Source organism: Nitrospirota bacterium, from assembly GCA_016195565.1.
Taxonomy (GTDB): Bacteria; Nitrospirota; Thermodesulfovibrionia; order Thermodesulfovibrionales; family UBA1546; genus UBA1546.
This window is the reverse complement of sequence record JACPZK010000029.1, coordinates 34,830-47,343: the sequence shown is the minus strand read 5'-3', so window position 1 is coordinate 47,343 and position 12,514 is coordinate 34,830. Positions and strand designations below refer to the sequence as shown.

Below are 12,514 nucleotides of genomic sequence, written 5' to 3'. Positions count from 1 at the left end.
CATGAAGATAGAACGAAAAATCATACTTTACAATATTTTTAATGTCGCCCTGATTTTACTGATAGGATTTTTTGCATTCCAGAACCTGAATCTCATTCTTACAAAGCTCAAGTTTGTCGAAATAGCCGACGATATGAATACGGCATTTCTGGAGATGCGACTTTCCGAGAAGAACTACTTTCTTTATAATGACAGGACTGCGCTTGACGAGATCAAAGAGAAGATAGATCAAACCACGGCTTCCATAGAGCAGGTAAAAGCAGATATCGTCAAGGCGATTGGAGAGGCAGATATTAATACTCTGAAGTCACATCTGAATAGATATTCCGCATTGATCGGTGAGGTCCGACAGAACGGCAATAACAGGGACGTACAGATGGAACTGAGGCTCAGGGACGCCGGCAAGAAACTCAGGGAATTCTCAGAATCCATGACGAAACTTGAAAGGAAGCGTGTTAACGAGATTATTGAGGGTTCAAAGAAAATTCTGTTTTCCTCTTTCTGGGTTGTGCTTGCCTTTGCAATAGCCGTAAGCCATTTTATTTCACAGCGGATACTGAAGTCGCTAAAGAAGATAGAAACTCTGGCGGCGTCGATAACCGAGGGCAAATTTGCGACAATACCGGGGATAAGGAGCAAGGATGAGTTCGGCTCGGTTATCAGCGCTATTAACACCATGTCTGAGGAACTTAGAAACCGCGAGGAACAGATAATCCAATCAAAAAAACTCGCCTCCCTCGGCGTCCTTACCGCGGGCGTGGCGCATGAACTTACCAACCCCCTGAACAACATATCCATGATCGCCCAGACATACGACGAGCTTTATCGGTCCCTGACGGAAGATCAGAGAATCGACTTCATGAAAAAGATTGATGCAGAGACCGAAAGGATAAAAAAAATCGTCAGGAACCTGCTGGATTTCTCACGGCCTAAAGAGGCTAACCTGAAGCAGGCGGACATCAACGTCGTGGTACGGAAGACTTTGAATCTTATGCAGAACATGATAGATGTCGCCAACGTCGATGCAAAGACAAACCTTGAAGACGGGCTCCCGTCTGTTTTCATCGATGCGCATCAGATACAGCAGGTGCTTGTAAACCTCATCACAAATGCGCTTCATGCAATGCCACACGGCGGCAGTCTGTTCATATTCTCGCGGAAAGGAGTTCGAAAGGGATTTGTAGAGGTTGACGTTACGGATAACGGGAAAGGGATACCCCCGGAATTTCTGCCGCATGTCTTCGATCCGTTTTTCACAACAAAGGGGGAAGGCGGGACAGGACTCGGTTTATCGGTCAGTTACGGCATAATCAAAAACCATAAGGGCGATATCAGGGTCGAAAGCTGGATCGGCGAAGGCACAACCTTTACCATAGAGTTGCCTGTTTACACTGAAGTCGGCGATGCACTAATCCGCGAGGAGGTCAAATGAACCAGTATAGGGTTATGGTTATAGACGATGAAAAGATAGTCTGCGATATGGCAAAGATGTCCCTCGAACAGGAAGGCTATATTGTGGAGACATTCCTGAATGCAGAACCTGCCCTTGCGAGATTGAAAGAGGGAAGGTTTGATGTGGTTGTTACAGACTACAAGATGAAGGGCATAGACGGCATGGATGTCTTAAGAACTGTAAAGAATTTGTATCCGGAAACCGATGTCATAATGATTACTGCTTTTGCCAATCTTGATACAGCTATAGAGGCGCTGAGGGGAAAGGTGCATGATTTTTTCCCAAAGCCTGTGAAGATAAAGGAATTGAAGACATCCATACAGCGGGCATTGAGCAAGAAGAAATGATAAAGGTTATAGAGGATTTAAAATCCCTTTTCGGACATAAAAGGGGACTGCCCTTTAATGTTCTTTTTGAACGCTTCAAGGACGTGCTTAAAAATAACACGAGGGCGCTGGAGATTATTACCGATATGGGGGAAAAGCTCAGCGGAGATTACCTCTTTGACATCAACTACATTAAGGGAGCATATTCAGAGTTGACAGCTGCCGTCAAAGATTCGCTGCAGGGCTTTGACATGCTTACACAAAATAGTTACTCACAACTGCATGAAACATTCAACCGCATTGACGGGCAGATAAGAGGAGCGCTTAACGGCAGAATCCAATCAACAGATGAGATGGTCATTTTCTATGAGAATATCCCGTGGGATAAATATCCCGTTGTCGGTGGCAAGAACGCAAACCTATCCGAGTTAAAGAATTATCTGAAACTCAATGTGCCTGAAGCCTTTTCCGTAACAACTCATGCCTTTGATGAATTTATAAAACACAATAATCTACAAGAAAGCATAAATGCCATTGATGTTAATACAGCAGAATCAAAACTCAAGGAATTGCAGGATTCAATTATCAACTCAGAGATTCTACCTGACCTTGAGATTGCTATTGGTAAAGCCCTTGAGGAGATAAGAAAGAGATGCGGAGGAGACTGTTTCCTTGCCGTGAGGAGCAGTGCAGAGGAAGAAGACAGAGAGTTTTCCTTTGCAGGACAATTCGAGACCGTTTTGAATGTGCCTTTGGAAGGCGGCGCTGTTGAGGAGGCATACAAGAAGGTCATTGCCAGCCTGTTTTCAGAAAAAGCAGTGATTTATATGAAGCAACTTGGCTATGACATCAGCAATTTCAAAATGGCAGTCGGATGTATGGTTATGGTGGATGCAGTGTCCAGTGGAATTATTTATTCAACCAATCCACACAGAGATGATGCCATGATAATAAATGCAACATGGGGACTCGGTAGATCCATAGTTGAGGGTGAAGTGGATGCAGATTTTTATGCGGTAAGGAAGGTACTCACTCCTGAAATAATTGATGAGAAAACGGGCAGAAAGGAATCCATGATCATCAATCAAAAAGATGGAGGGACAAAGAAGGTTAAGACTCCAGATGCAATAAGGGACAAACCCTGTCTTTCCGAAGAACAGGTTTTGGAACTTGCAAGACTGGCAATGCTTACAGAGAAACACTTCAGGGGACCTCAGGATATTGAATGGGCAATTGACAAGGGTGGAAGGATATCCATCCTTCAATCAAGACCATTGAAGGTGGTAGAAACACGCGATGTCATTGCGAGGAGCGAAGCAACGAAGCAATCTTTGCAATCAACAGAGATTGCTTCGCCTCCATCTCGCAATGACAAAGTGCTAATGAAGGACAAAGGTATCGCAATACAGAAGGGCGTTGCCGCCGGCAGGGTCTTCATCTTAAAACAGGCAGATGAATTGGACAGAGTTCCAAAAGCGGCTGTCCTTGTGTCGAAACATGACTCCTCAAATTTTGTTAAGGTTATGCCTTATATATCTGCAATCGTAACTGATACGGGGACACCCACAAGCCACATGGCATCTCTATGCAGGGAATTCAGAATCCCGACAATCGTTAATACAGGGAATGCAACCGGTATTCTCAAACACGGTCAGGAAATCACACTGTATATAGACGATGATGGAAAGAATGTGATATACGAAGGCATTATCGGTGAACTTCTTGAGTATGCCGATTTAACTTTCAGGCGCATGGAGGACATCTATGAATTCCGTAAAAAACGCTATATCCTCAGGTACATTTCACCTTTGAATCTCGTTGACCCTATGATGGATAGTTTTACAATTGAGGGATGTAAGACCATGCATGACATCTTGAGATTTATACACGAAAAAGCTGTTACAGAACTTGTCGAGGGTGCGAGGTATGGATTAAAGGGCCGCCATCCTGTGAAGTTAGACCTGCCGATACCCACAGGGATTGTGGTGATTGACATTGGCGGAGGGCTGGACATAAAGCCGGACAAGAGAAATGCCACATACGAGGAGATTACATCCATTCCGCTCAGGGCAATTATAAAAGGAATGCTGCATCCCGGGGTATGGCATTCTGATCCTATCCCGCTAAAGGTAGGGGATTTCTTTACAAGCATGATGAGGATGGATGATATAGTCTCGGGGAGTGCGAATTTCAGCAGCCAGCACATCGCAATCGCATCGAAGGAATATCTGAATATGGGTCTGAGATTCGGGTATCATTTCAATCTGATAGATTCCTATTGCAGTGAGAATCAGAGGAACAATCACATATACTTCCGCTTTGCCGGAGGCGCAACAGATATCACGAAGAGGTCAAGAAGGATCCAGCTTATAGCGGATATTTTGAAGGAATACGGTTTTAGTATAAAAACTAAAGGCGATCTCATAATCGCAAGACTCGCCAATATAGGAAGGGACGAGATGGTGAACATACTTGACCAGCTGGGAAGGCTCATTGCCTATACAAGGCAAATGGATGCATTGCTTCATGATGACAGCGCTGTTAAGCGGTATACGGAGAATTTTCTGGAGGAGAATTATAAACTATAGCTGGAGGGGTGGTATAGATAAAATCCCCTGCCCTGTGTTGGTGGTTGGAACTTAATCTCCATATATAAGGTGGACAGATTTCTTATATTTCAGTTAAACTTTAACAAGCAAGAAAAATGAAGGTTAAGTAAGCTTTGAACGCTATATTTTTAAAGCAATTTTTTTCTAAGAGCCGCTTTGCCGGCGTGTATTTGTTCTTTGCCGTATTCGCAGCGCTGTCCTTTATAACGAGGACGATTCTGCTTGCTAAATCGCTGCCTGTTATCGATCTGACGCCATGGCTTTTAATTAAGATTTATGGTGTAGGCCTCTTCTTTGATATTGTTGCCGCGGCCTATTTTTCACTTCCTCTGGTTTTTTACCTTACTGTTGTCCCCGACAAAATTTACCAAAGCAGGTTTCATAAGCCTTTTATCCATTTTTCATTTTTCGTTATTCTGTATTTGCTTTTTTTCAACAGCGTTTCAGAATACTTTTTCTTTGATGAATTCGGCGTAAGGTTCAATTTCATTGCTGTGGACTATCTCATCTATACGCGGGAAGTCGTGAAAAATATTACGGAATCTTATCCCATGCCTGCTATATTGACCGCAATCGCAGTTATATCGCTGACGGCCTTTATGTCTCTCAGGAAACTGCTTGATTTGTCTATATCGGTAAAGAGCAGCTTAAAACAGAGGGTAAAGAGCGGGTTAGTATTTATGGCTGTTCCGATACTTTCATATGCCTTTGTCGATCTGGGTTTCGCCAAAATATCCGCCAACAACTATGCAAATGAGATCTCTGCCAACGGCATCTACAGCCTCTTTGCGGCATTTAAGAACAACAAGATAAACTACGAGACATTTTATGCAATAAGAGACAACAGGACAGTCTTCCAAAAAGCAAGATTCCTCCTGAAGGAGAGTAACAACTATTTTGTCAATGACAACATTTTCGATGTTACAAGAGAGATTAAAAATGCAGGCGAAGAAAAAAGACTCAATGTGGTGGTAATAGTTGAGGAAAGCCTGAGCTCAGAATTTCTCGGAGTTTTCGGCAACAAGAATAATCTTACCCCGGCCCTCGACAGGCTTGCAAAGGAAAGCCTCTTATTTACTAACATGCATGCCACAGGAACAAGGACAGACCGGGGGCTTGAAGCCGTTACCCTGTCGGTTCCGCCGACTCCCGGCAGGTCTATCGTAAAACGGCCCAACAACGAGAACATGTTCTCGTGGGGCTCGATTATGAAGAACAGGGGCTATGATACTATGTTTATTTACGGTGGTTACGGATATTTCGACAACATGAATTACTTTTTCAGTCATAATGGATTCGATGTAATCGACAGGACAGACCTTGCCAAGAACGAAATTGTTTTTGAGAATGCATGGGGAGTAAGCGACGAGGATCTGTTTAATAAATCCATCAAAGAGTTCAGCAAGTCTTACAAAAACAACAAACCCTTCTTTGCGCTCATCATGACAACCTCCAACCACAGGCCCTATACATATCCTGAAGGCAGGATAGATATCCCATCCCATTCCGGAAGAAATGGCGCGGTAAAATATTCAGACTATGCCATCGGGAAGTTCCTCAACGACGCAAAGGAAGAAGCGTGGTTTAAAGATACAGTCTTTGTCATAGTAGCCGACCACTGCGCCGGCTCCGCGGGAAAGGCGTCACTGCCTGTTAACCGGTATGAAATCCCACTTCTCATCTATTCCCCGTCACATTTTAAACCGCAGAGGATAGATAAGCTGGCGAGCCAGATAGATATTGCTCCTACTGTTTTAGGACTTCTAAACTTCAGTTATAAGACTAAATTTTTCGGCAAGGATATTCTGAAGATGCAGCCGGAACAGGAAAGGGCGCTCATTGGAACGTATCAGAAACTCGGCTATGTAAAGAATAACATGCTTGCGGTACTTGATATAAAGAAAAAAGGAACAGTGTATCAATTCGACAGGCGCAGCGGTGAGATAAAAGAAATACCACCCGACCAGAACCTGCTGGATGAGGCTATCAGCTATTATCAAACCGCCAACTATTTATTTGAGCATGGGTTAAACAGATTTTGAAGATATAGCGCTGTACTGTGACTATAATCTAAATGGAAGGAGGTAAAAACTATGTTTGGTCTTGGTTTGCCTGAAGTAATGGTTGTTCTTGTTATCGCACTTGTGCTGTTCGGTCCAAGCAAGCTTCCGGCCCTCGGCAAGAGCCTCGGTGAGGCAATAAAGGGGTTTAAGAAGGGACTTGAAAGTGAATCACCAGAAGAAAAGAAACCAGAAGAAAAGAATCAGTTGAATAAATAAATCCGTTATAAAGCTATGGTGTTGGCTGTTAACCGTCTCTAATATCTGGAAATGATGAGGCTGGGCTTATGGAAACTTTAATAAGCAGTATTTCAAAAAAGGAATATCCTAAAAATGAATTAATCAGTGGCAAATCAATTCGTATAGGTATTCTGAACGAGATAAAAAAGGACCACCCTGACTTTACTGAAGACCAATATGTATCTCTTTCCGAATTGAATTTTTACAGACAGAGATACATTGAAAACACCATGAAAGAGGAATTGGGTTCCCTTACCAATTTGGAGCATGAAGTTTTGGAGAGTTTCAAAGAAGGCGAGCTGATTGCAGAAAATATAGATGAGACATTCAAGCAAAAACTGACTTTCGGCCAAAGACTCGCTGATAAAATTGGTAATTTTGGTGGAAGCTGGTCTTTTATCTCACTTTTCATGATATTCCTTTTTGCATGGATATCCATCAATGTTTATGTTCTGGTACAAAAACCTTTTGACCCATATCCGTTTATCTTTTTGAATCTTATCTTGTCCTGTCTGGCGGCAATGCAGGCTCCAGTCATTATGATGAGTCAGAACAGACTTGAGGAAAAAGACAGAGAGCGATCTAAACATGATTACAAAGTAAATCTGAAAGCCGAACTGGAAATAAGAATGTTGAATGAGAAAGTTGACCACCTGATCCTGAACCAGCAGCAGAAACTCCTTGAAATCCAGCAGATTCAGATAGAGATGATGGAAGACATTATGAACGAATTGTCGCGTGATAACAAATGATCCGTCCCTATGTCAATGGATAAGAACACGGCAGAGAATCAAAAATCTCCAAAAGTCCGCAACCGCCGTGTGCACATGGCAAATGAGCGGACCTTCCTTGCTTGGATAAGGACAAGCATCGGCATAATGGCCTTTGGTTTTGTTGTGGAGAAGTTTGCCCTGTTCGTGAAACAGATATCATATTTTTTAGGGAAAGAGGTCACGCCTCCATCTCCTGGGTATTCTTCAATCTTCGGAATATTCCTTGTAGCCCTCGGAGCTCTGATGGGTGTGCTTGCATTTATCAGATATAAGAAAGTTGAAAAAGAGATAGATGATGATACCTACCAGCCATCTTTAATACTCGACATACTCCTTACCATATCCGTCCTTACAATCGGGATCTTTCTTGTAATATATTTAATTCATAGCACATGAGCCAAAAGAGCCAGAACTTGATATAAGTATTTAAAAAATAAATTTGTATAGTTTATGCTGCCTAATCTATTCTGAAATTACAAAAAACAAAATATTTAGAGGAGGTTATTATGGATAGATTAAAAGTCTTATTTCATGTAAATGAAATTGACAGATGGAATGTTGCCCTCGGGAATATAACAAATCTTATAAAGGATGTTGGAGAGGGTAGTGTGGATGTGGCAGTGCTTGCCAATGGACACGCTGTTGCTGTTTATGCCGATGCTGATAAGATTGAGAAGATGAAAGACCTTTCTGAAAAGGGCGTAAAATTCCTTGCATGCAGGAATTCATTAAAAAAGTTGTGTTCAGGAGGCGCAGTCTGTATAAGCGAGGAGAACCTGCCCGCCTTTGTCTCGGTAGTACCTGCCGGGATAACCGAGATCATAAAGAAACAGCATGAAGGCTATGCGTATGTGAAACCATGAACAGAGAAAACCGTGCAGCACAGGGTCGCGGCAGAGGCATTTCTCGAATTCATGAGGAGCAGGAAGGCTCAAGACATATATGCAGGCTACGGCTTTAGCAGTGCGAATTAAAATTATCGAGCAACCTATTATGGCTATGGGAAGACGGTTCACGGACTGCTCCGGGGCAAAGGAGCGTATGGCAAAGGAAGCACAGGGGAAACAAAATGAAGTTCTTATATTTAAGGGTTCTGCTCATGCACAGGAGATATTCCGCACGTCAAATGGATCCCGTCTGACCAATGAGATTCTGCAGCGGCTTATCAAACGTGCGCAACGTGTAAAATGAGCATGTCTCTGTTGTTTTACAATTGGAGGTGAGATATACTTTTTATTATTTGAATTTCACGGAATGTCAGACAAACAAGGGAGGAGAATTATGAATATAAAAATGAGCTTTGTTGCAATGGCGGTCTTTGGATTTTTTGCCCTTTTACTTACAGGCATTCAACCAGTTGTTTGGGCTGAAACCGGAAATGGAACAACAGAAAATACCAAGCCGCCATTACAGATTACGAATCAAACAGGGATTAGAGTGGTTGCTCAAATCAATTATTCAGACACCATGCCGAATGGTATAAGCAAGCAGGTCATGGCTGTTAAAAACCTTTACGATCAGTATACAGACCTTGGCATGAAACCCGGAAAAGACTATGAGATTATTATGGTCTTCAGGGCCGACGGGGCGCAGTTTCTATTGACCGACGAGGCGTATGACCTCAAAGTGAAACAGCCTCATCCTAAAGGCAATCCCAACAAGGCAATGATTGAAACCATGTACAAAGGCAGGGTGAAAATGTACGAGTGTCATGTGGCCATGAAATTGAAGGGCTATAAACCGGAAGACATATTTCCTTTTAGCCGCATCGTGGTGACCGGCATCGGGGCCGTAGTTGATTTCGAAAAATCCGGCTACCTGCCGATAACTCCGTGATAAGGAGTAAACTGCAGGTATTTTCAGGTTAACAGACTTTTAAAAAATGAGGAGGATTTGTGCAAAAGACGATTGAAAATCTCGCAAAGGCGTTTATCGGTGAAAGTCAGGCAAGAAATCGTTACACATTTTATTCAAAAATCGCGCAAAAAGAGGGCTTCGACCAGATTTCGGAGATTTTTCTCATAACAGCAGATAATGAAAGGGAGCATGCCAATTGGTTGTTCAGGTTAATCAATGAGCTGAAGAAAAAAAGCAATGAGGACTTAAGCGAAATAATTGTTGGAGCAGCGGCGCCCACAGTGCTTGGAGATACTGCCGAGAATCTAAAGGCAGCAATTGCAGGAGAACATTATGAATATGCCAAAATGTATCCTGAATTTGCGGATATTGCCGAGAAAGAGGGATTCCCTGAAATTGCCAGACGCTTAAGGGCAATCGCTAAGGCAGAGGAACATCACGAAGAACGATATAAAAAATTATTGAAGGAAGTCGAAGGAAGCACAGTGTTCAAGAAAGACGGAAAGGTCTACTGGGTCTGCAGGAAATGCGGCTATATCCATGAAGGCGAAGCCCCCCCTAAGAAATGTCCTTCGTGCGATCATGAGTCAAATTATTTTCAGATTAAATGCGAAGAATATTAAAGGAGGACTTATGATTTCAAAGATTCTTGTGCCAACAGACGGTTCAGAGACAGCTCAAAAGGCAGCAAGGTATGCAATTGACCTTGCAAAACAGTTGAATGCCTCAGTAATTATCATGAGCGTTATCGATAATCGCTCACTTATAAGCCAGACAGTTCCTGCACGTGAGACTGCAATGCATGTAATAGAGCCTATGGAGGATTATCTACGTGAGGCTGCCCAGAGGTATGACGGTGAAGTAAAGAAACTCTGCGATAAGAATAGTGTTCAGTCAAAGACCATCATAACAACAGGGCATCCTGTTGAGGATATTGTGAAAGAGGCTGAGAGGTCGAAGGCAAATCTTATTGTTATGGGTTCCCATGGCAGAAGCGCTTTAGCAGCCGCAGTCCTCGGCAGCGTTACCTACGGAGTCATTCATAAGGAGACGAAGGTTCCTGTGCTCGTGGTAAGAAGGTGACGAATGTTCTGTGCTAAAACCCCGAGATTTATAGAAGATGGACGTATCAGGCTGAGACCACTGAGGGTTTTTGATGGTCCATTTTTAATGGGCGGATTAAAGGATGAAGACATCCTATCGGCAAACGGCCTGAACAAACACATAGCTTCATCATGGTTTTTCGCCTGGTGGTGGATGAAAAAGACCTTTATGCCTGCCTACTGTATAGAGTGTGCTTCAGGACGGATAGGGTTTATCGGCCTGTATAACCTGATACTCGGTAAATCTGCTGAGATGACCCTGGTGATATTCGACAGAAATAACAGACGAATGGGTTATGGAACCATGGCATTTAAGCTCCTTGCGCAATGTTTGCAAAGGCATTCTCTTGTGAAGGAGATACGCGCAAAGGTTACGGTAGGCAACCATGGCGCTCTCTCATTCTGGAGGAAAGCTGGTTTCGTTGAAATAAAAACTTTGAATGATATAATCAATATGTCTATTGGTTTAGATAGTTATCATTTACCGTGAAAATACTTTTTGTCATTCCCACGAAAGTGGGAATCCAGAAAAAGAGAATAGATTCCTGCTTCCGCAGGAATGACATTTTCATCAGATAAGGTGACAAAAAAGGCGCAGCCCAGATAGTAATATCAATGTGCAGGGGATTGGATAAAGAGGATACTGAGAAGGCGAACGGGACAATAGAGGAGTTCTCCCGGAAAGTATACAGAACGATAGCAGTTGCCCGTTCGGCAGGCAACGACTTGGATAATCTTAAACTTGCAGGATTGCTGTCATTGGCTGATCCACCCAGGCCGGACTCAAAAAGCATGATAGAACAGGCAAGAAAGCTGGGAATAAAGCCGATACTGCTTACCGGCGACAGCATGGCCATAGCTCAAGAGATAGCCCTTCAGGCGGGGATCGGCGGCAACATTATCCGGATGGCAGATATCAAGGGCTTGACCGACGATGAGCAGATGAAGGTTGTCGGAGAAAGCGACGGGTTTGCATTGTTGGGCATATACGGCGTCTTTGTCCCGTCACTGACATTGCATCAGGTTCTTATGGTTCTGGGATTCTCGGCGCTTTTTACGCTTTGCATAGATTTTCCAAAGTATTATTTATTCAGAAAATTTGCATTATAAGGAGGACTTTAAAATGCCTGAAATTTCCGATGATAGAAAAAATGTATCAAAGCATATTCTGCCAACAGCCTCAAACTTGCTTGGATTATGCTTCGTATTGATTAGTTTTTTGAAGTTATGGAAACTTGATAGCAAGGTTTATATCATCATTGATAAGTTTGTTGGAATATCAATAATCCTGTTTCTTGTCGCCAGTGTATTCTCTTATATGTCCATGCGTGCCAGGAAGAAGGCAGTATTTTATGAAAGAATTGCGGACATTGTTTTTCTGATTGGGTTGTTCTTTATAACGATCATTTCATTGCTGATAGCCTTTGAGGTGCTGTAAGAAGGAATATGCATTAAATGTCTAACATTTCAACGCTCGTTGAACATTTCCCATATTTCGGACTCTTTATCCTCCTCATCCTCGGAGGCATCGGCTTTCCATTTCCAGAGGATGCAACACTTATATTATGCGGATTCTTAATCTCCACGAAAGTTGTGAAGCCTATCCCTGCTTTATTTGCTGTTTACTCAGGATTGTTGATTGCAGATCTTTCCTTATATTTTGTCGGAAAGAAATACGGTCGCCAGATTGTTACCCACAAAAGGTTTCATAAAATTATATCTCCTGAAAGGCTTTCCATGCTTGAGGACAAATTTAACAAAAAGGGGACTCTCATTATATTGCTGGGAAGACATCTGATCGGCCTGAGGGCGCAGATATTTCTTGTTGCAGGTGTTATGAGGATGTCTGCGTTAAAATTTCTGATGGCAGATGCTATATCCTCAATTTTTACAATGGCGATAATGGTCGGGGCAGGTTATGCAGGAGGGAACAGCCTTCAGGTCATAAGAAAAGAATTTGCGAGGGTTGAGCATATTGCAATGCTTGGAGCTGTTGTTTTTTTTGCCATATATATGACTTACAGATATTTCAAGGGCAGGAATAATTAGAAGCCCTGCTGATAGAGCATTTTTATTTTTTTGCCTGTTGGTGA

The 12,514-nt window shown here is 42.7% G+C and carries 16 protein-coding genes; all 16 read left to right on the top strand.

Annotated features, from left to right (window positions below; all coding sequences use genetic code 11):
- Window position 1: 1 nt before the first annotated feature.
- The 16 genes from HY035_09545 (at window position 2) to HY035_09470 (ending at window position 12,470) form a co-directional block, all read left to right on the top strand.
- On the top strand, window positions 2-1,432 hold the full coding sequence (locus HY035_09545) for a HAMP domain-containing protein (protein MBI3378623.1): 1,431 nt from the start codon (window positions 2-4) through the stop codon (window positions 1,430-1,432).
- Entirely contained in the window at window positions 1,429-1,800 is a 372-nt protein-coding gene (locus tag HY035_09540) for a response regulator (GenBank protein ID MBI3378622.1), read from the top strand. Before HY035_09545 ends, HY035_09540 begins: the two co-directional genes overlap by 4 nt.
- Entirely contained in the window at window positions 1,797-4,367 is a 2,571-nt protein-coding gene (locus HY035_09535; GenBank protein MBI3378621.1) for a hypothetical protein, read from the top strand. Before HY035_09540 ends, HY035_09535 begins: the two co-directional genes overlap by 4 nt.
- 143 nt (window positions 4,368-4,510) lie before the next feature.
- Window positions 4,511-6,430, top strand: coding sequence for a sulfatase-like hydrolase/transferase (locus HY035_09530; GenBank protein ID MBI3378620.1), 1,920 nt, complete (start codon window positions 4,511-4,513; stop codon window positions 6,428-6,430).
- Between the two features lie 51 nt (window positions 6,431-6,481).
- Entirely contained in the window at window positions 6,482-6,667 is a 186-nt protein-coding gene (tatA, locus tag HY035_09525) for a twin-arginine translocase TatA/TatE family subunit (protein MBI3378619.1), read from the top strand.
- A gap of 68 nt (window positions 6,668-6,735) precedes the next feature.
- Window positions 6,736-7,440 (top strand): DUF1003 domain-containing protein, encoded by a 705-nt coding sequence (locus tag HY035_09520; GenBank protein ID MBI3378618.1) that lies wholly within the window; start codon window positions 6,736-6,738, stop codon window positions 7,438-7,440.
- A gap of 15 nt (window positions 7,441-7,455) precedes the next feature.
- Window positions 7,456-7,857 (top strand): DUF202 domain-containing protein, encoded by a 402-nt coding sequence (locus HY035_09515; GenBank protein MBI3378617.1) that lies wholly within the window; start codon window positions 7,456-7,458, stop codon window positions 7,855-7,857.
- Window positions 7,858-7,967: 110 nt separating this feature from the next.
- Window positions 7,968-8,324, top strand: a complete 357-nt coding sequence (locus HY035_09510) for a DsrE family protein (GenBank protein MBI3378616.1) — start codon at window positions 7,968-7,970, stop codon at window positions 8,322-8,324.
- Between the two features lie 12 nt (window positions 8,325-8,336).
- Entirely contained in the window at window positions 8,337-8,435 is a 99-nt protein-coding gene (locus HY035_09505) for a substrate-binding domain-containing protein (GenBank protein ID MBI3378615.1), read from the top strand.
- A 307-nt stretch (window positions 8,436-8,742) separates the two neighbouring features.
- Complete coding sequence (locus HY035_09500; GenBank protein ID MBI3378614.1) at window positions 8,743-9,297, top strand: DsrE family protein; 555 nt, start codon at window positions 8,743-8,745, stop codon at window positions 9,295-9,297.
- Window positions 9,298-9,356: 59 nt separating this feature from the next.
- The gene (locus HY035_09495; protein ID MBI3378613.1) at window positions 9,357-9,941 is read left to right on the top strand and encodes a rubrerythrin family protein; all 585 of its coding nucleotides are present in this window, start codon (window positions 9,357-9,359) and stop codon (window positions 9,939-9,941) included.
- A 10-nt stretch (window positions 9,942-9,951) separates the two neighbouring features.
- Complete coding sequence (locus HY035_09490) at window positions 9,952-10,401, top strand: universal stress protein (protein ID MBI3378612.1); 450 nt, start codon at window positions 9,952-9,954, stop codon at window positions 10,399-10,401.
- 3 nt (window positions 10,402-10,404) lie between these two features.
- The gene (locus tag HY035_09485; protein MBI3378611.1) at window positions 10,405-10,911 is read left to right on the top strand and encodes a GNAT family N-acetyltransferase; all 507 of its coding nucleotides are present in this window, start codon (window positions 10,405-10,407) and stop codon (window positions 10,909-10,911) included.
- Between the two features lie 125 nt (window positions 10,912-11,036).
- A complete protein-coding gene (locus HY035_09480) occupies window positions 11,037-11,531 on the top strand; it encodes an HAD family hydrolase (GenBank protein ID MBI3378610.1) in 495 nt (164 codons plus the stop codon).
- A gap of 13 nt (window positions 11,532-11,544) precedes the next feature.
- Complete coding sequence (locus HY035_09475) at window positions 11,545-11,859, top strand: hypothetical protein (GenBank protein ID MBI3378609.1); 315 nt, start codon at window positions 11,545-11,547, stop codon at window positions 11,857-11,859.
- A 17-nt stretch (window positions 11,860-11,876) separates the two neighbouring features.
- Window positions 11,877-12,470, top strand: coding sequence for a DedA family protein (locus HY035_09470; GenBank protein MBI3378608.1), 594 nt, complete (start codon window positions 11,877-11,879; stop codon window positions 12,468-12,470).
- The last annotated feature ends 44 nt before the right edge of the window (window positions 12,471-12,514 follow it).